The sequence below is a fragment of the Dongia deserti genome (genome assembly GCF_003574735.1).
Taxonomy (GTDB): Bacteria; Pseudomonadota; Alphaproteobacteria; order Dongiales; family Dongiaceae; genus Dongia_A; species Dongia_A deserti.
This window is the reverse complement of sequence record NZ_QORW01000035.1, coordinates 1-20,120: the sequence shown is the minus strand read 5'-3', so window position 1 is coordinate 20,120 and position 20,120 is coordinate 1. Positions and strand designations below refer to the sequence as shown.

Below are 20,120 nucleotides of genomic sequence, written 5' to 3'. Positions count from 1 at the left end.
TATCGCTGCAGACAGCACGGAGTGCGGATCGTCTATTGCGCAGAGCCGTTTGAGAACGATGACGGCCCGCTGTATGCAATCGTCAAAGCCATAAAGCGTGCGATGGCGGCCGAGTATAGCCGCGAATTAAGCGTGAAGGTATTTCAGGGACTTCGGAACCTCGCCGAGCGAGGCTTTGATCAGGGCGGCGTAGCACCGTACGGGCTAAAACACATATTGGTTGATCATCAGGGCGGCACGATTCGCGATATGCCGTCGGGAGCGCGCAAGGCACTGACGACCGATCACAAGGTTCTGGCGCCTAGCTTGCCGGCCGAAGTCAAAGTAGTGAAGGAGATTTTTCGAAGATGTGCGGTTCTCGGCGAAAACACCGGTCGGATCGCACGCTATCTCAATGATAGCGGGATTCCAACGCGGTCCGGCAAGCGGTGGTGGCCGTCCCACATCGCGACGATACTGCAGAATGAGAAATACATGGGCGCGCAGGTATTCAATCGAACGTCCGCCGAGCTCGGTACCAAGCGCATCAGGAATGCACCTTCTGAATGGATTCGAAAACCCGGCGCTTTTCGCGGAATTGTCGATCTTGAGACGTTTTACCAGGCAATGGAAGTGCGACGTAGGCAGCGAACCAAGTTGTCAGATGAAGAGCTTCTATCGAAGCTGCGCAAAATCATCGCGAAGCGAGGAGGAGTTACCGTCAAGCTCATGCGCCGATACAAGAGCATCCCTAATCCCTGGCGTTTACTGCAGACGATTTGGCCGCATTTCGGAAGCATATAAACTTATAGGGTATCAGGGCGGACCGACTCTGAAGGTCTGGTCTGTGCGCAATCGGCGAAGAAAGCAAAGAAGCGAAATTCTGCAGAAGCTGCGTCAACATGTTGAATTTCGAGGTGAGGTTTTTCGATCTGACCCGAACGCAACGCAATTCTGGATCGGCCACAGGTTGTCTTGTGCTTTCCAACTCGCTGCACGACGCACAGACGTTTCGTACGGAGAGCGATGGATCTTCCGCCTCCAGGAGGCACCGCCAAACGCAAGCTTATACATTGTGGGACGCCTAGCGGCAGATGACGCTCACGTCATTGACTATTACGTTATCCCCAGGGCGAAAATGCTGGAGATTCCGTATACTGTTTGCCGTCACAACAAGCGAGAACTCGACCAGTATCGAGTTCCCAACTTGTCCGCGGTCATCGATATGCTGAGGCCGCCGGCTGATGAGGAATGGCAGTCACTCAGCTGAGGCCAGCAGCTCCGGCCCGGTGTTCTTCACGTTGTTGACCGCCTTAGGGATCTGGACGCGCCGGCCACAGTGGCGCGACTTGCACCTTCAGGGTCGCGCTCCTTGCTCCACTCGGTGCCAGGCACAGAGCGTTGCTTGTTAGCGTCCGCCACGATCAGGCTGGCATCGACAGCAAACCCTTCGGCGCCGACCAAGCCTGCCGCAATGCATGCCTCCACGACGCGCTCGAACACGCGCCGGAGAACATCGCTGTCGCGAAACCGCTCGTTGCGCGCCCGCGTGAAGGCCGAGTGATCAGGGATCTTGTCCTCGATGCTCAGGCCGCAGAACCAGCGGTACGCCAGGTTCACCTGCACTTCGCGGCAGATCGCCCGCTCCGAGCGGATCGCGAACACGTAGCCGAGGATCAGCATCCGGATCATCAGCACCGGATCGATCGAGGGACGGCCGATCGGAGAATAGTGAGGGGCGAGTTCGCCGTGGACCCAGGAAAGATCCAGAACCCCAGCGATCTCGCGCACGCGGTGATCGTCCGGAAGAGCTGCCCTTGATCCTGATTGAGCCGACCCATCATCGACAGCTCCGCCGCTGATTCGCACCAACACGACGGAATCACTGTTCAGCGACGGCGGCAATCGACTTCTGCAACAAAATCTGCCAGGTCCGGACATCAGGGCCTCTCAGGATCATCGCACTCGTCTGATCTCGGCCGGGCGTTGTTCAGACGGTCGTGCCTGGGCGCAAACCATCCTTCAATAAACGCGCGGCTCCCCAATTTGTGCGATCCGCATCTGAGTCTTTTGGGGTAGAATGCACGGCGGGGCTGGTAAGCTTGGGTCACGTTGTTTTGTCCACTTCCTCAACAGGCTGCTACAAGCGAGCCAGACCGCAGCCGCGTGACACAACGGGAGGCTCGACATGTCCGACCTAACTTTGAAAACGCGCGACGGCCGCAATGTGGCGATCACGGCCAAGGCGGTGCAGTGAGCCGGGCCGGATCGTCCCACGGTCTGGAGATCTGCGGACTTGCGGCACTGCGCTGAAGCACTGGCGCGCATGCCGCAGCGTCCGCTGCGACTTTGACGATTGGCTCGATCGAGCCGCGAGGGATCGGAGGCTCGCAAAGTGGACATCCAGGCTTGGCTGCGCACCCTCGGCCTGGAGCGGTACGAACAGGCGTTCCGGGAAAACGGGGTCGATGAAGAGATCCTGCCAAGGCTGACCGCCGAGGATCTCAAAGACATCGGTGTCACTGCCGTTGGTCATCGGCGCAAGCTGCTCGACGCCATCGCAAGCTTGCGACAGGGCAGTCGTGCCGCAGTTTCCGAAACATCGCCGGAGACCAAGGAGACTGCGGAGGCCCGCGCTGGTCGCGCCGTCGAGGCGGAGCGGCGCCAACTCACGATCATGTTCGTCGACCTCATTGGCTCGACAGCGCTGTCGAACAGAATCGATCCCGAGGAGATGCGTGAGGTGATACGTGCGTATCAGAATGCAGTCGCAGGTGAGATCGCACGGTTCGAGGGCCACGTCGCCCAGTTCATGGGCGATGGAGTGCTCGCCTATTTTGGTTGGCCGCGGGCGCACGAGGATGAGGCCGAGCGGGCGGTGCGCACCGGGCTGGCGATCGTCGATTCGATCGCGACGCTAGTGACCCCGGCACAGGCGGCGCTGGCGGTGCGGGTGGGTATCGCCACGGGGCTGGTGGTGGTGGGCGATCTCGTCGGCGAAGGCGCGGCACAGGAGGAAGCGGTGGTCGGTGAGACGCCGAACCTGGCAGCGCGACTGCAAGCCTTGGCCGAACCGGGTCGGGTCGTTATCTCCGAGGCGACACGGCGGCTGCTCGGCGACCTGTTCGACCTCACCGATCTTGGCTTCCGCGAACTGAAGGGTCTTGCCACACCGGTGCGGGCGTGGCGTGTCAATCGTGAGAGTCGCGCCGAGAGCCGCTTCGAGGCCCTCCACGGCCTGCGGCTATCACCCCTTGTCGGTCGCGAGCACGAGTTGGCATTGCTCCTCGATCGGTGGGAACAGGCCAAGGGCGGCGAGGGCCAGGTTGTGCTGCTCTCGGGCGAGCCGGGAATCGGCAAGTCGCGGATCGCACTGGCGCTGCGCCAGCGGTTGGGCGGCGAGGAGCTCATGTCGCTGCGCTATTACGGCTCGCCCTACCACACGAACAGCGCCCTGTTTCCCATCATCGATCAGATCGAGCGGGCAGCGGGATTCGACCGTAACGACGCGCCGGCGGACAAGCTCGCCAAGCTTGAGAGCTTGCTTGGCATGGCCGTGTCCGACCTGGAGACGACAGTACCCCTGATCGGCGATTTGCTCGTAGTTCCGGCCGGCGGGAGTTATCCGCCGCTCGAGCTGGCGCCGGAGCAGAAGAAGGCGAAGACATTCCAGGCGTTGCTGGCCCAGCTCGAGGGTCTTGCGACCAAACAGCCGGTGCTCATGATCGCCGAGGACGTGCACTGGTTCGACCCTACAAGCCTCGAGCTGTTCGAACTGATGATCGAGCGAATCGAGCGCCTGCCGGCGCTCTTGGTGATCACTTTCCGGCCGGAATTCGCACCGCGTTGGACCGGCCGGCCGCACGTCGCTCTTCTCACGCTTAATCGGCTTGGCCGAGCCGATGGCGCAGCGTTGATTGGACATCTGACCGGCGGCAGGCCACTTCCGGCTAACGTCTTAGCTCAGATTCTTTCCAAGACGGAAGGCGTGCCGCTGTTCATCGAGGAGGTAACGAAGGCGGTACTCGAGGCGGGGTTCCTGCGCGAGGCTGGCGAACGCTATGAGCTGACGGGCCCGCTGCCGGCGGTCGCCGTCCCGGCAACGCTGCATGACTCTCTTATGGCGCGGCTTGATCGCCAGGCACCTATCAAGGCCGTGGCGCAAATCGCCGCCGTCATCGGCCGAGAATTCAGCTACGCGCTCATCTCGTCTATCGCCAACTTGGACAACGCGGATCTCACCACGGCCCTCGATGAACTCGTGCGGGCCGAACTCGTATTCCGTCGCGGCGAGCCGCCAAACGCCACCTACGCGTTCAAACACGCGCTTGTCCGAGACGCCGCCTATCAATCGCTTCTCAAGACCGCGCGCGTGGAACTCCATGCCCGCATTGCAGGAACTCTGGAAAGACGGTTTCCAAGCACCGCCGAATCCCAGCCTGAGTTGCTGGCCCATCACTACGACCAAGCCGGCGCCCTGCGTCCGGCGATTTCCTACTGGTTGCGAGCTGGTGAGCACGCAGCGCGTCGATCGGCGCACGTCGAGGCCATCGCTCATTTGCGCCGCGGACTTGCGCTCGTGGACGGATTGACGGAGGCCGCGGAGCGGGCACGGACCGAGCTTGACTTGCAAACGGCGTTGGGCGCGTCCCTCATGATGACGCTTGGATTTGCCGCGCCCGAAGCAGGAGAGGCCTTCGACCGTGCCTATCGGCTCGCCGGCCAGATCGGTGAGGTCAAGAGACTGGGACCGATCCTGCAGGGCCTGTGCAGCTACCATACCGTCCGCGGTGACCTTAAACACACGCAAGAACTCGCCGAGCGCGCGCTCATCACTGCACAATCAAACAGCGACGTAGCTCTGCTGCTCACCGTCCGGCAGATGATAGGTGGTACACTCTGCGTGGAAGGTGATTTCGACGCTGCGCGCGCCCATTTCGATGCGGGCTTGCCCATGCGTGATCAAGCGGCGAGCGGCGCACTGATCGGCGCAGATGTGAAGGCCTTCCTGTCTTCGTGGGCCACGCATGCGCTGTGGCATTTGGGTTGCTTCGACCAAGCGGCGCGACTCAGCCACGAAGCAATGAGCCATGCCCGAACGACGACCAATCTATTCAATCTCGCCCTGGCACTGGACTACGCCGCTATGCTTCATCAGTTTGGTCGCACCGCCAGCACTGCGGAAGAATTGGCGACCGAAGCAATCGGTATCTGCACCGATCGTCAGTTCGCCTATTACCTCGCATGGGCGACCACCATCCGAGGTTGGGCCCGCTCGATCGGTGCCGACGACAGGGAAGGCTTGACGGAGCTGCAACACGGCCTTGACGCCATTGAAGCCACAGGCGCTCGATTTCGCCGCTCCTATTTCCTATCGCTGCTCGCAGAGGCGCTCGGACATTTCGGCAAGCCGTCGGAGGCGCTGGAGATTCTTGCCCGGGCGATGACCATAGCCGACGCGTCGGGAGAGCATTGGCGTGACTCCGATCTCTACAGACTCAAGGGCCGGTTGCTCCTCCATCTCTCCGACGATCGTTCCGGCGAAGCTGAGGCATGTTTCCGGCAGTCTCTGGCCATCGCGCGAGGGCAGCACGCCAAGGCCCTCGAACTTACAGCCGGAATGGAGCTGGCACGCCTCTGGCACGCGGGCGGCAAGTCCGATGCCGCATGCGAACTGCTCGGACCGATTTGCGACTCATTCTCCGAGGGACTCGACGCCCCAAGCATCATGGAGGCGAGAGCGCTCCTTGCCGACATGCAATCATCTTCCATCGCATGATCTGGCCGATGAATCGCCTCACCCGCAGATCTGCTCGGACTATCATGGGAGTGCAATATTCGACTTTCTTAACGCAGATCGTGGTGACCGCTGGCAGAGCGCGCCACCCAACTCAGGCGATATTCCCTCATGGGCTCTCAAGGAGATGATGGCGCCTTCGACGTCAGTCAGCGCCCAATAGATTGAGGGGCTGCTTCATCCAGGCCGTCGATGGTCACGACGACGCGGCGATCGTCGGGTCGATCGGTGGCAAGCAGCCTAGCACGACGGTCTGCGGGACGGATTGCATCTCCTAGCTCCCTCGGTCCACTCGATGCCGGTGGGCGGCGCGCCCTGCGGTCTGTTTCGGGTCAGATTCGGATGTTCAGGCAGGTCTACGACAGGTCGGCTTCACCTCCGACAGCAGACCTCTCCCGGTCACGCCGGTCACACGCCCTGAACTCGCGGCAGGGTCGAGGTTGGCTCCCTCCCCTCCTGGAGCCAGGCATTGTAGCCTGCGTCTTGGTCGGATGGCCACGGTATCATCCCTCTGTAAAGCATGGCCTAGTATCACTGCTCCCGCATGTAGCACGATATCGAACGATCGAGTCGATGAGTTCCTTCCTTCAAAGGACGTACAATGCCGACAGATCCGAACCCGCAGCAGGCCGATTCGACTTTCCGCTTTCGCGTGCATTCAGGCGAGATTCTCGATCACGAGGGCAACCCGACAGGCATGACGCTTCAGGAGTTAAGTGCGGCTGCGGAGGCAAGCTTCGTCCAGCGCTTCGCAGCTGATCCGGAGCAGCAGAAAATTACAGCTACCTCCGAGAGTCCTCCACACCCGGCGCTGGTCAAACTTGTTCGGCTTCTAGCACGTCAAGCTGTTCGTGAGCTTTATGCTGGAGGCGCAGTTGAGAAGAGTGATCCCCACCTTCCGTGACCAGGAGTTCCTTCACCTGGCGTGATCAGCTGTAATCGCGTCAATGATCAGCGATGCGTGGATGCATAGGTTCAGATCGGAGACACGCATTGGCCGAGACCGACATTCGCTAGCCGTGCCGATTTGAAGCAGCTGCACGGACCCGCAGCAGACGATTATTGGCGCTGATCGAACGGCATATTCCACGCGTTGGATCAAGCGCGCGACGCACGCAACGGCACTGGACGGCAGCGTTTGATTTTGCTGGCACTAGGCGGGAAGGCGCGTTTCGCGCTTCGTTCTGCCAGCGGAACGGAAATTATCAATTAACTCAAATGGCTTGAGTTGGTAGCGCCGGGGCGATGCCAGCCGCACCCTCATTCATCTACGATCTCTTTTCCCTTACATTCGGGTCAAAATATCTAGCGGAATCAAGGCGCTGGCGCACAGGCTATGGACTGGCGATAGAGGCGATGGCGCACCGCCCCTGAACAAGGGATTTTCGATCCCCTGGTCGGCATGGCTTCGCGAGCCGGTGCGTTAGGCCCGATCTGCTGAATGACCAAGTGTGACCCGAATGTATGGACGCGCCGCGCGTCGCAAGAGGGTTTAGCGATGTGGCGGCAGCGCTCTAGCTCGACCGAAGGGCGAGCAACGAAGAACCTTGGTTTTGATCGATGTGAACATGTGAACATGTGTAGTCTCCCTTTCAAAATGGCCCGGCGAAGCATGCCTGCATGCCTCCCGAAGCCGAGCGACCGGCGGGGGTAGCAAGCGCAAGGGGTCGGCAGGGCAGATAGGCAGTCGCTTTGGAGGGTGTCTTGGCGTTGGAGCGGCCGATTGTTTTCCAGGTGGGCCCATGCTGATTATTTCGTAGCGGAGAATCCAGGCACCAGCAGAAATGTTGGTGCATGCTTCAAACATATGATCGCGGCTGATTGCGTAGGCAGCAAGCCTCGGAAGTGAGCGCCCCCGGCTTGACAACAGGCCGGGGGCTCACTGTTTCTGTGCCGATCGCCTTATGCGATCAGCTGATCCAGCCCTTGTTGCACGGCTACCTGAACGCCATTCGACTGATATAGGTCGAACGTTAACAGCGAACCATTCAGGGCAGAGGTCGACAGTGTGCCTGCGGCCGTCCAGCCGCCACTCAGGCTAACGGCGTCGCGGATGTCGCCTTCCGCATCACCGAGGATGAATAGGTCAACATCGTCTCCATTGGCAGAGATTCCGCTGCCTCCACTGGAGGAGGCCAGGTTGAGAACGTCGGAAACGCTGAGCGCGACCCCATTATTGTTGTCGTCACCCGCACCGAGATCAATGGCTTCCAGATTGACCATCCTGGCTGAGTCGAACTGAAGCGTGCCGCTGCCGGTGAACCGGAGCGTGTCCAGCCCTGCACCACCGTTCAATGTGTCGACGCTGTCCCACACCAGCAGATCGTCACCATCTCCGCCGAGCAGGTTATCGATACCACCACCGCCTTGCAGTGTGTCGTTGCCAGCACCCCCACCCAGGGTGTTGGCAGCGCTGTTGCCGATGATGAGGTTATTGAGTGTGTTGCCGGTCCCGTTGATTGCCGACGGACCCGTCAGAATCAGGTTCTCGACATTGTTGGCGAGCGCAGCGATCGTGATCGAGCTCTCAATCGTGTCAATGCCCTCGCCGGCATTCTCGATCACCACGTCTCCGGTCTGCTGCACGACGTATGTGTCATCCCCAATGCCGCCAGTCATGGTGTCATTGCCGGCGCCTCCATCCAGACGATCATTGCCTGCACCGCCATTCAGCTGATTGGCGCCGGTGTTCCCGATGAGGATGTTATCCAGCGCATTACCCGTGCCGCTGATGCCGGAGCTGCCGGTCAGCGTCAGGTTCTCAATGTTGGCCGCCAATGTGTAGGTCACAGAGGCTTGCACCAAGTCTACACCGGCATCAGCACCTTCAGTGACCACGTCGCCAACATTGTCGACAACGTAGGTGTCATTACCGGCACCGCCGATCAGCGTATCAACGCCGGACCCGCCATTCAGCGTGTCATCGCCATCGCCACCACTCAGCTGATTCGCCCCACTGTTGCCCGTCAGAGCGTTGTCCAGCGCATTGCCGGTGCCGTTGATCGCGGAGCTGCCCGTCAGCGTCAGGTGCTCGATATTGGCCGCCAACGCCCAGGTGATTGAAGATTGGATCGTATCAATCCCTTCCCCTTCGTCCTCCGTCGTCACATCCCCAATATTGTCAACGACATAGGTGTCATTGCCTGCCCCGCCGATGAGGGTGTCCGCACCGGCACCCCCGTTGAGCGTATCATTGCCGTCCCCGCCGATGAGCAGATTCGCCGCCGTATTGCCGGTGATGGCGTTGTTCAGCTCGTTGCCAGTGCCGCTAATCACAGCGCTGCCCATCAGGGTCAGGTTCTCGACATTGGCAACGAGCGTGTAGCTGACGGAAGATTGTACCAGATCGGCCGTGCCTTGGTTCGCAAGTTCAATGACCAGATCGTTGATGTCGTCGACCACATACGTGTCGTTGCCGGTACCGCCGATCAGCGTGTCCGCGCCGATGCCCCCATCCAGGATGTTGTTCCCGGTATTGCCGGTAATGACGTTGTTCAGGGCATTGCCCGTGCCGTTGGTGGCGGAGCTGCCAGTCAAGGTCAGGTTCTCGACGTTCGCGGCGAGCGTATAGGTAACCGAGGATTGTACGAGGTCCGTGCCTTCGCCAGCCAACTCGGTGACGACATCGGCGGCATTGTCGACCACATAGATGTCGTCGCCGCTTCCGCCGACCAGCGTGTCGGCTCCGGTCCCGCCATTCAGCGTGTCGTTACCGGCACCACCGATCAGCTGATTCGCACCGGTATTTCCGATCAATGCATTGTCCAGCTCGTTGCCCGTGCCATTGATGGCAGAGCTGCCCGTCAGCGAGAGGTTTTCGAAGTTGGCTGCCAGTGTCCAGGTGATCGACGACTGGACGGTGTCGATTCCTTCATCGGCGTTCTCCTGAACCACGTCACCAGCATTATCCACCACGTACGTATCGTTCCCAGTGCCGCCGACCAGGGTGTCGGCGCCGGCTCCGCCATCGAGCGTATCGTTGCCGTCCCCTCCGGTCAGCTGGTTGGCCCCTGCATTGCCAGTCAAGACGTTGTTGAGCTCGTTGCCGGTACCATTGATGGCCGCGCTGCCCGTCAGGGTCAGATTTTCGATATTTGCACCAAGCGACCAGCTGATAGACGCCTGCACCAGATCTGCGGTGCCCTGATTCAGGTTCTCGGTAACAACGTCACCAGCATCGTCCACGATGTAGGTGTCGTTACCGGCTCCACCTGCCAGAGAATCCGCGCCGGCCCCTCCGTCCAGAACGTTATTACCGCTGTTTCCGGTGATCACGTTGTCGAGCGCGTTACCCGTACCATTGATTCCGGAGCTGCCGGTCAGAGTCAGGTTCTCGATATTGGCCGCAAGCGTATAGGTCACAGAGGATTGAACTGTATCAATCCCTTCCCCGGCGCCCTCCGTCACAACGTCGCCTGTGTTATCCACCACATAGAGATCGTCGCCGGCTCCGCCTATCAGAGTGTCCGCACCCGTGCCGCCGTTGAGGGTATCGTTGCCGGCACAACCACTGAGCTGGTTCGCTCCGGAGTTCCCGGTGATCGCGTTGTTCAGCTCGTTGCCGGTGCCGTTGATGGCCGCCGTTCCCGTCAGGGTCAGGTTCTCAATATTGGCTGTAAGCGTATATGTCGCCGAGGCCTGCACGAGGTCCGTGCCTTCCGCGGCGTTCTCGATCACGACATCGTCGGTTTCGTCCACCACGTAGGTGTCGTTGCCGGCACCGCCAATCAAAGTGTCCACGCCCGTGCCGCCATTCAGGGTATTGGCCGCGCTGTTGCCGATGAGAACGTTGTTAAGGCTGTTTCCGGTGCCGCTGAGGCTCGCCGCGCCAGTCAGGATCAGGTTTTCGACATTAGCGGCCAGGCTCAAGATCGTGATCGAGCTCTCGATCGTGTCGATCCCCTCGTTCGCATTCTCCGTCACCACGTCGCCGCCGGCCTGGACCACGTACACATCGTCGCCAAGGCCGCCAATCATGGTGTCGTTCCCGGTGCTGCCGTCCAGCCGGTCGTTGCCCGCACCACCACTGAGCTGGTTATTCGCGCTGTTGCCGATCAAGACGTTGTCGAGATCATTGCCTGTGCCGTTGATGGCCAAGACACCGGTCAATGTTAAATTCTCGACGTTGGCTGAAAGCTCATAGGTTACCGACGACTGAACCGTGTCGGTACCCTCGCCGGCATTCTCAACCACCACATCGGCCGTGTTATCCACCACATAGAGGTCATCGCCGGTTCCGCCGATCAGCGTGTCCGCTCCGGTGCCGCCGTTCAGCGTGTCATTGCCGGCGCCGCCACTGAGCTGGTTCGCACCGGAATTTCCGATCAGTGTATTGTCGCTCTCGTTCCCCGTACCGCTGATGTCGGTGCTGCCGGTGAGGGTGAGGTTCTCGATGTTCGCCGAGAGCGCGTGATTCACGGAAGATTGGACCAGGTCCACCCCTTCACCCGCATTCTCGATGATTACGTCGTCCGAATCGCCGATGATGTAGGTGTCGTTACCCGCACCTCCCGCAAGCGTATCCGTGCCCACGCCGCCGTCGAGCACGTTGTTGCCGCTGTTGCCAACGATCAGGTTGTCGAGGGCATTCCCTGTTCCGTTGAGATTGGCGGCACCGGTGAGTTTTAGGTTCTCCACATTATTCGCGAGAGCCGTGATCGTGATCGAACTCTCGATTGTATCGATCCCTTCATCAGCGTTTTCTATGACGACGTCCGTCGTCTGCTGCACCACGAAGGTGTCGTCACCACTTCCGCCCACCATGGTGTCGGCGCCAGCGCCACCATCCAGCGTGTCGTCACCGTCTCCACCGCTAAGGAGATTCGCTCCGCTGTTCCCGGTGATGCGGTTGTTCAGTTCATTGCCAGTGCCAGCGTAATTGGAACTGCCGCCCAAAATCAGATTTTCGAGGTTAGCTCCGAGCGTATAGTTCGCTTGAATGACTACGGTATCGATTCCCTCGTCTGCATCCTCGATGATTGTGTCGTTTGAGTCGGCAATGTACCTGTCGTTGCCGGAACCGCCGATGAGCGTGTCCACGCCTCCCCCACCATCGAGGGTATCGTCCCCGGCGAGCCCTTTCAGTTGGTTGGTCCCCGAATTACCGACGAGGCTATTGTCAAGCTCATTGCCAGTGCCATTGATGGCGGACGTGCCCGTCAGCGTCAGGTTCTCGACATTGGTAGATAAGGTATAGGTAACGGAAGATTGGACTAGGTCGATTCCTTCGCCTGCCTTTTCGATCACAAGATCATCGACCCGATCGACCCTATAGGTGTCATTACCGAGGCCACCAATCAACTTGTCAGCAAAGCCCGCCCCACCATCAAGAGTATCATTGCCGGCCCCACCCACCAGCGTGTCAGCACCCCGCATACCATTGATGTAGTCATCACCATCGCCACCATTGATGAGCTCAGCACGCCAAGATCCTACGATGCTATCATTTCCGGAGGTCGCAGTGAGAAACGTCGATATGATCTCCTCGGCTGACCACACCGTGCCGTCTGCGAACTCAATTGCCGCCAGACCTCTGTTTAGGCTGTCATTGTGCCAATCATACCATTGCCCGGACCATGTCAGCTTATCTGACGTGCCGAGAATCTCCAGAACCAGATCTTGGCCACTTGGGCTAATCGACAGCCTTACATCGGATGGAGCTACGTCTGGGTTCAGCCGTAGTATGTTGTAGCTGTAAGAATTGTCATAGACGACATCCTGGCCATAGCCGCGCCCAAAAATGTAAGTGTCACTCCCGATCCCGCCTTGCAGCGTGTCGTTCCCTGCGCCGCCATCGAGTGTGTCGTTGTCCCAGAACCCTTGGATAATGTCATTGCCGGGTGTCGAGACAATCAGATTTGACTTAATCTCACTGGCGGACCACACAGTCCCATCTGCGAAACGCACCTCTGTGATGCCAGCTCTTGATGTGCGCCAATCCTGCACCTGGCCCTCAACGACGAGCTTGTCAGAGGTTCCAAGGATCTCCAGAACCAGATCTTTTCCATCCGAACTCGTTGACAGCTTCACATCTGTAGGTGCCGTGTCGGAGTTCAGCTGTATGATGTTCGCATTTTTGTAGTGATCGACGACCACGTCCTGGCCGTATCCGCGCCCGAACACATAGGTGTCAGCGCCGTCTCCGCCTTCAAGACGGTCATTGCCGGCACCGCCATCAAAGACCTCGTCAGCGCTAAAGCCTACAAGCCGGTCGTCGCCCGGCGTTGCAGTCAGGAGAAGCTCACGAATGAACTGAGCGTCCCAGACGGTTCCATCAGCGAATTCAATCTTCTCAATGTGGTCATTGAAGTTTGTGTAATTGTTCTGCACAGTCAGCACATCATTCGTACCAACGATCTTTAGAACGAGGTCGCCGGATCCGGAGCGCGACAGCATGACATCGCTCGGATCAACGTCCGCATTCAGTCGAATTATGTTGCCGCCAAAGTCGTATTCCGCGACGACCAGATCCTGACCATAACCGCGTCCAAATATGTAGGTGTCGGCCCCCCATCGGCCTTCAAGACGGTCATTGCCAGCCCCGCCATCCAGAGTGTCGTCTGCATCTGTTCCAACGAGAACATCATTTCCGCTTGTCGGTGAAAGAAGTGCGGCTCTGATCTGTTCTATGGTCGTGATCGTGCCGTCGGCGAAGCGGACTGCTTCGATGCCATAGGACCCGGCAAATTGCTGACTGATAGTAACTTTGTCATTGGAGCCGGCTAACGACCAGGACCGTTCGTCATGTAGTCGTTGATATCGACCGTATACTCTTTTGTGGCATCGCCCGGACGAATGACATTCGAGCTCAACAGATCCGTAGGCCGGGTTTCAGTGCCCCACAGATAAAGATTGGTGATCTTCTCGGCAGTAAGATCGCTCATGTTTATCGCCCCCAGTTAATGCCATTCCATGGCCGACCACAGTTCGCCACCGCAACCCATACAACTTCTCTCGCAGGTCCCTCGGGCGGCGTCTCTTCAAGTTTGTATTCAATCCTTACGAATCCAGCGAAGCGCCCCATGATGCGATGGAAGAGGGCAGGTACGCCGTCGTCACGACCTTTTTGCGTCACTGAGCAACAATCTGGATTCCGTAACAGGAACTCCTCGACAGAAGCGAATGCGACCGGCCGTTCAGTCGGCGCAAACTGGTCGTAGTTGAGAGGCAAGAATCTTTTCAGGTATCTGCGTGCGCCGATATCGATCAATTCTCCTTCGGAGAGGAAGCGCCCTTGAGAAATGCAGAAGCCGGAGTAATTCAGCGCAGCGGTAATAACAAGGAACGCGACGCTGACTGCAATAACTGGCACCAACACTCGCGACTTCATCTCTTTTCCCTCACAAGTAGACCCGCACTCGCCCTTCGGATGTCGAACATAAGTTGCTCTCACTCAGTGAGCAGCACTCGCAATACATCCATGAGCCCACAACGCGTCGCGACTAATCACCGCTCGCAGACAAATCTCCCGCGCGGAACTTATGCAGGCTCGCTTGCCGCGATGGCCAATAGCGCTTGATTTTGACGAAGATCGCCCTGCCCCCAGAGCGCGAGAAAGCCCTCAAGTTTGCCCAACAACTCTTATTCAGCCGACGCGCCACTTGCGGTCTGCGCGAGTTTATATACCGCTACTATGGCGCGAGTTAGGAAACTTTCAAGCTATTTGATGACTATAGTCAGCACTCGACCGTTTGGTTATGCATTAATCCCCTTCATTCATCTGGGGTTCAGATTGCTAAATTTCTGACTCGCACCTTCACGACCTTCTGAGGGAAGACGCCGCCACACTCGCACGCTCTTTTGCCGTACTTGCCGGAGGAAATGCAGGCGAACCGTAAATCTTACGGCGCATGATGCCGGCTTGCGCGGCCGCGACGCCGCCACACGCTTGAATGTCGCAGATCATCTTGACTGCACGCTGCCGGGCTTTCAGCGCTGCAATTCGACACATGATCGTCTGTGGCGATCAAATTCAAGAGCTTCGCGGCGGATCATTGGTGCCAATTGGCACCGGCAATGAGCGGCTCGTGCGATACTTGGGTGACGCCCCTCATCTTGGCTTGGCCTTGTTTCAAAGCGCGAATGGTCGGCTCTATGGCTATGACGGCAATCGCCTCCACCTTGCATCCGGAACATTGCCCGACCGCAATCTTGTCCAGGACCTTCCATCGTCAAAGCGAACCTTCCTGTCAACGAAGGCCTCGTTGTTCGAGTTGCGCCAAGACGGGCAGGATCTTCGTCTGAAAGAGTTGACCGTGCCGTCGCCACACGAGGATTTGCTGTTTACGCGCTTCTTTGATGTCTCGGGCGACGTGGTGGCGCTCCTTCGCGAGGGCGTCTATGCGGTCGACGGTCTTGAGCTTAAGCCCGTCCGGTTTCCCCCGCGGGCCCGACCGCATCGACACGATGAGCCACCTGCAACCACGATATGTGCCGCTATTGTCCGGCTTACTGTTCGCCAGCACCGCGGGTGTCAACGACATACCGCAGTTCCGGCTGCTCGCGCCTTGCTCGGGCCCGCATTAGAACGCGCAGCACGCATTCTCGGAAATCCATCAACCATGTACCAACGAGCTGACCACACGGAGCGGCTCAGGAAGGGTGTGGGAACAGCGCTCTGATGTCCGTTGTCAATGACACGCTCGTGCCAAATCGTCCGCACGGAAGGGCGGTGTTGATCGAGTGGTCGCGCACGGGTGGAGACAGGACCTGAAGGACGTCGGTGATCAAGCTCTGATACGCGGGTTGGTTACCGCAGGTCCGAGAGTGCGTCCGGGGCTGTCCCGATCTTACGGCGGGCATTGGCAAAGCCAGCCACAAAGCGTCTGACGGGTGTTCCCCTGCCGTAGTCCTGCCCCCGCCCATGCGCGACTGGAGATGGTCGCCAGGTTAGGCGGCCTGTGCTTCCCTGGCCACGGCCCACATGAAGCCGACCAGCTCCCGCGCGATCGCCGTGCAGACGACTGTCGTCTTCTTGCCGCGGGCGCTGAGCGCTCGATAGCGAGCGGTCAGGCGGGTCTGCGCTTTCCAAGCGATCTCTCGTACCTTTGGTGGCACGGACGCCAGCCGATAGAGCTTGTTCTTGCCAATCCGGGGCGGGTGACGATAGGTCCAGGCGCTCTCAACCAGCATGTGCCGCACGCGGCCGTTTCCGGTCTTGGTGATGCCGCCGCGCCGGACGGTGTCGCCCGTCGAGCGCTCGCTCGGCACCAGGCCGAGATAGCTCATGAGCTGGCGCGGACTGTCGAAGCGACGCATGTCGCCGATCTCGGCGGTGGCGGTCACTGCGATGATGAGATCGATGCCACGCAACGCCTGCAGCGCCCGGACGATCGGTGCCAACGACCATCTGTCGACAAACTCCTCGATCGTCGCTTCGAGACGGTCCACCCGCTCTTGCGACGTCCGGACGGCTTCCAGCATCTCCTGCAGAGCAATCTGATGGGCAGGATGGCTGAATGACTGTTCCTGTAGCCATCGCAGATGGCGAGCACCCCAAGTCTTCTTGCGCGGGAAAATGCGGCTGTGCTTGAGCATGAACGCGCTGACCTGCTGCCGGTGCACCCGCAAGGTCTCGACCGCCGCAGCGCGGGCGCGCACCAGGTCGCGCATCGCTTCGTGGCTCTCATCACGCACCCACACCGGCGTGAGCTCCCCGGCGCGCAGCAGCCTGGCCAGTGCGACCGCATCGCGGCGATTGGTCTTCACCCGCTCGCCCGGCTTTCGTGGGATCAGGGAGGGTGCCACCACCGTGCAGGACTGCCCGAGAGCGGTGATGAGCCGATACAGATGGTAGCCGGTTGGTCCGGCTTCGTAGCAAAAGTGCGCACGACCATGCTTGGCTGCAATGCGCTTCACGAGGCGACGCATGCTCTCGTCCGACGCCTCGACCTCGCCGATGTACCGCACTTCCCCACCGCGCCCGCCATCCGCGATCGCAACCGCGTTGCGGATCTTCGCCACATCGATCCCGACGAAAACCTCTCCACCTTCTCCCATGGTCCGTCCTCCGTGCGATCGCGACCGGCTCAGACCACCTGAACCAGTCCTACATCGAGGAGCTTAAAACGAGCCGCAGCGGCTCAGGAGAAGGACATACAGTCTTACAGGACAGTGGACGCGCGCGACACTGGATGAGCGCAAAGCGATGTTGCTTCGAGCGAGCTGCTGAATCGAGTGTGCATCAGGTCATGCGAGTGTCACTCGCCCGATGCAGGGCCATCGAGGCCCGGCATCGGGACGGGTCGGTATTTGCTTAGGGAGAGATTGTTTGGGTTCGGTCCCTCCCCCATTCGACATAGCGACTGCGCGGACGTAGCAGCGCGGTCGCCTCATGCAACCAGCTGGTCCAGGTCCTGCTGAATCGCGATCTGAGCGCCGCCAGCCACGTAAAGATTGAAGGTCGTCTCAGTGCCGTTCACGGCCGAAGTCGTGAGCGTGCCATTTGCCGTCCAGCCGCCGGAAAGATTGACGTCGTCCCGTATGTCGCCGTCACCGTCGCCGACAATGAAGAGATCCACATCATCACCGTTCGCGAACATGCCGCTCCCACTGCTTGAAGACGATAGCGAGAGCAAGTCGGCCAGGCTCAAAGAGACGGCATTGTTGTTATCGTCAGACCTACCCAGGTCAAATACCTCCAGGTTCAGCATCCTGGAAGCGTCGAACTGCAGTGTGCCACTTCCGCCGAACAGCAGCGTGTCCCGCCCGGATCCACCGTTCAATGTGTCGACGCCGTCCCAGATCAGGAGATCATCTCCATCCCCGCCAATTAGATTGTCCGTGCCCGCGCCGCCCAGGAGCGTGTCGTTGCCGCTTCCCCCGTCGAGGGTGTTGCCGGCGCCGTTGCCGCTGAGCACGTTACCGAGACTGTTGCCGGTGCCATTGATGGCTGATGCGCCCGTCAGGACCAGGTTCTCGACATTGTTTGCCAGGGCCGTAATGGAGATCGAGCTTTCGATCGTATCGGTCCCCTCTCCGGCAGCCTCGATCACCACATCGCCGGCGGCCTGGACTACAAAGGTGTCGTCGCCGAGACCGCCGGTCATGGTGTCGTTGCCTGTGCCGCCGTCCAGGCGGTCACTCCCGGCGCCGCCATTCAGCTGATTGGCTCCGCTGTTTCCGATGAGGATGTTGTCCAGCGCATTGCCCGTGCCGCTGTTCCCCGAGCTGCCGGTCAGGGTCAGGTTTTCGAGATTGGCGGCGAGCGTGTAGGTCACCGAGGATTGCACGAGATCCGTGCCCTCATCCGCGTATTCCGTTGTCACATCACCAACATTGTCGACCACAAAGGTGTCATTGCCGGTTCCGCCGATCAAGGTGTCGGCGCCAGTCCCGCCGTTCAGGGTGTCATTCCCGGCTCCGCCACTCAGTTGATTAGCTCCTGTATTGCCGGTCAGAACGTTATCGAGACCATTGCCGGTACCATTGACGGCGGTGCTGCCAGTCAGCGTCAGATTCTCGATATTCGCAGCAAGCGCCCAGGCGATAGAGGATTGAACCGTATCCGTACCTTCGCCGTCATTCTCACTGGTCACGTCGCCGGCATTGTCAACCACATACGTGTCATTGCCGGTGCCGCCCACCATGGTGTCGGCTCCGGTCCCGCCATTCAGCGTATCATTACCATCCGCACCGCTCAGCTGGTTCGCACCAGTGTTTCCGGTGATAGCGTTGTTGAGCTCATTCCCAGTTCCATCGATCGCGGCAGCCCCCGTCAGTGTCAGATTCTCGATGTTGGTAGCCAATGTCCATGAAAGCGATGATTGCACGAGATCCGTGCCTTGGCCGGCATTCTCGATAACGACGTCACCGGTATCGTCCACCACATAGGTGTCGTTCCCAGCTCCGCCGCTCAGCGTATCAGCGCCGATCCCGCCGTCCAGCACATTGGCTCCGGTATTGCCAGTTATGATGTTGTCGAGGCTATTGCCCGTGCCGTTAATCGCCGAGCTGCCGGTCAGTGTGAGGTTCTCGATGTTTGCCGATAGGGTTCGGGTCACGGAAGACTGCACGAGATCCGTCCCTTCTCCTTCGAGTTCGGTCGTCACGTCGGACGCGTTATCCACGACATAGATGTCATCCCCGAGCCCGCCCGTGAGCGTATCGGCTCCGGTGCCGCCACTCAGCGTGTCGTTGCCGGCCCCAGCAGTCAGCTGGTTGGCTCCTGTGTTGCCAGTCAGCACGTTGTCGAGCTCGTTCCCCGTGCCGTTGATCGCCAAACTGCCCGTCAGGGTCAGGTTCTCGATGTTCGCCGCCAGCGCCCACGTGACGGAGCTCTGGACCGTGTCCGTGCCCTCCTCTTCGTTCTCGGTCACTACGTCGCCGGCGTTGTCTACCACATAGGTGTCGTTCCCAACGCCCGCAATCAGCGTGTCTGTCCCGGCACCGCCATTCAGCGTGTCGTTGCCAGCCCCACCGATCAGCTGGTTTGAACCGGTATTACCGGTCAGGACGTTGTCGAGCTCGTTCCCGTTGCCGTCGATCGCGGAACTGCCGGTCAACGTCAGGTTCTCGATATTCGCACCAAGCGACCAGGTGATAGAGGATTGCACGAGATCTGCAGTGCCTTGGTTCAGATTCTCGGTAACGATGTCACCAACATCATCGACAATATAGGTGTCGTTACCTGCGCCTCCCGCCAGAGAGTCTGTACCGGCTCCGCCATCCAGAACATTGTTGCCGCTGTTTCCGATCAGAATGTTGTCGAGCGCGTTGCCGGTGCCGTTGATCGCGGAGCTCCCGGTCAGGGTCAGGTTCTCGATATTCGCCGCGAGCGTGTAGGTCACGGAGGATTGGACGAGGTCTGTCCCCTCGTCGGCGCTCTCCGTCACAACGTCGCCGGCATTGTCCACCACATAGATATCGTTCCCGGTGCCGCCGATGAGCGTGTCCGCCCCGGTCCCGCCGTTCAGCGTGTCGTTGCCATCTCCGCCGCTCAGCTGGTTCACACCCGTGTTGCCCGTGAGCACGTTCTCGAGTTCGTTGCCCGTGCCATTGATCGCCGCACTGCCAGTCAGCGTCAGGTGTTCGATGTTCGCCGCCAAAGCCCAGGTGACGGAGGACTGGACCGTGTCGGTGCCCTCCCCTTCGCTTTCGGTCGTCACGTCGCCGACATTGTCGACCACATAAGTGTCATTGCCGGTCCCGCCGATCATGGTATCGGCGCCTGCCTTGCCATCCAGCACGTTAATCGCGCTGTTGCCGGTGATCACATTGGCTTGCGCATTGCCGGTGCCGTTGATCGCCGCACTGCCAGTCAGGGTCAGGTTCTCCACGTTGGCAGCCAAGGTGTAGGTGACCGACGACTGCACCAGATCCGTGCCCTCATCGGCATTCTCTGTCG

General features: G+C 59.7%; 9 protein-coding genes and 2 pseudogenes. 4 read left to right on the top strand and 7 right to left on the bottom strand.

The genetic code is table 11. The annotated features are described in order from the left end of the window. On the top strand, positions 1–783 hold a 783-nt coding region (locus DTX69_RS29450; RefSeq protein WP_284736155.1), incomplete at its 5' end, for a recombinase family protein. A 576-nt stretch (positions 784–1,359) separates the two neighbouring features. Here the strand turns inward: DTX69_RS29450 and DTX69_RS29445 are convergent. Then, positions 1,360–1,788, bottom strand: a pseudogene (locus DTX69_RS29445) (transposase); the annotation flags it as partial. Positions 1,789–2,374: 586 nt separating this feature from the next. Here DTX69_RS29445 and DTX69_RS29440 point away from each other — a divergent pair. Together DTX69_RS29440 and DTX69_RS30495 are read left to right on the top strand one after the other, a co-directional pair. Continuing rightward, on the top strand, positions 2,375–5,758 hold the full coding sequence (locus DTX69_RS29440) for an adenylate/guanylate cyclase domain-containing protein (protein WP_284736154.1): 3,384 nt from the start codon (positions 2,375–2,377) through the stop codon (positions 5,756–5,758). A 619-nt stretch (positions 5,759–6,377) separates the two neighbouring features. Then, positions 6,378–6,680: a hypothetical protein gene (locus DTX69_RS30495; RefSeq protein ID WP_162917688.1), complete on the top strand. Its 303-nt coding sequence runs from the start codon at positions 6,378–6,380 to the stop codon at positions 6,678–6,680. A 998-nt stretch (positions 6,681–7,678) separates the two neighbouring features. On the opposite strand, the gene DTX69_RS29435 is transcribed toward DTX69_RS30495, so the two are convergent. From DTX69_RS29435 to DTX69_RS30485, 4 genes and pseudogenes are all read right to left on the bottom strand, one after another. Further along, a complete protein-coding gene (locus tag DTX69_RS29435; RefSeq protein ID WP_119305168.1) occupies positions 7,679–13,171 on the bottom strand; it encodes a calcium-binding protein in 5,493 nt (1,830 codons plus the stop codon). A 114-nt stretch (positions 13,172–13,285) separates the two neighbouring features. After that, a pseudogene (locus DTX69_RS31175) lies at positions 13,286–13,474 on the bottom strand (hypothetical protein); the annotation flags it as partial. 23 nt (positions 13,475–13,497) lie between these two features. After that, positions 13,498–13,659, bottom strand: coding sequence for a hypothetical protein (locus DTX69_RS30490; protein ID WP_162917687.1), 162 nt, complete (start codon positions 13,657–13,659; stop codon positions 13,498–13,500). A gap of 2 nt (positions 13,660–13,661) precedes the next feature. Continuing rightward, entirely contained in the window at positions 13,662–14,105 is a 444-nt protein-coding gene (locus DTX69_RS30485) for a hypothetical protein (protein WP_162917686.1), read from the bottom strand. A gap of 562 nt (positions 14,106–14,667) precedes the next feature. Here DTX69_RS30485 and DTX69_RS30480 point away from each other — a divergent pair. Next, positions 14,668–15,396: a hypothetical protein gene (locus DTX69_RS30480; protein WP_162917685.1), complete on the top strand. Its 729-nt coding sequence runs from the start codon at positions 14,668–14,670 to the stop codon at positions 15,394–15,396. Between the two features lie 268 nt (positions 15,397–15,664). Here the strand turns inward: DTX69_RS30480 and DTX69_RS29420 are convergent, their stop codons facing one another. Then, the gene (locus tag DTX69_RS29420; RefSeq protein ID WP_119305166.1) at positions 15,665–16,774 is read right to left on the bottom strand and encodes an IS110 family RNA-guided transposase; all 1,110 of its coding nucleotides are present in this window, start codon (positions 16,772–16,774) and stop codon (positions 15,665–15,667) included. A 332-nt stretch (positions 16,775–17,106) separates the two neighbouring features. Continuing rightward, positions 17,107–20,120 (bottom strand): beta strand repeat-containing protein (locus DTX69_RS29415; protein WP_162917684.1); only part of this gene is annotated, 3,014 nt, incomplete at its 5' end.

Excerpts from the sequence above, each read along its gene's own strand:
- DTX69_RS30490 (WP_162917687.1), bottom strand. The coding sequence starts at position 13,659 with ATGAGCGATCTTACTGCCGAGAAGATCACCAATCTTTATCTGTGGGGC.
- DTX69_RS30495 (WP_162917688.1), top strand. The coding sequence starts at position 6,378 with ATGCCGACAGATCCGAACCCGCAGCAGGCCGATTCGACTTTCCGCTTT.
- DTX69_RS30485 (WP_162917686.1), bottom strand. The coding sequence starts at position 14,105 with ATGAAGTCGCGAGTGTTGGTGCCAGTTATTGCAGTCAGCGTCGCGTTC.
- DTX69_RS30480 (WP_162917685.1), top strand. The coding sequence starts at position 14,668 with ATGTCGCAGATCATCTTGACTGCACGCTGCCGGGCTTTCAGCGCTGCA.
- DTX69_RS29435 (WP_119305168.1), bottom strand. The coding sequence starts at position 13,171 with ATGCTGTCGCGCTCCGGATCCGGCGACCTCGTTCTAAAGATCGTTGGT.
- DTX69_RS29420 (WP_119305166.1), bottom strand. The coding sequence starts at position 16,774 with ATGGGAGAAGGTGGAGAGGTTTTCGTCGGGATCGATGTGGCGAAGATC.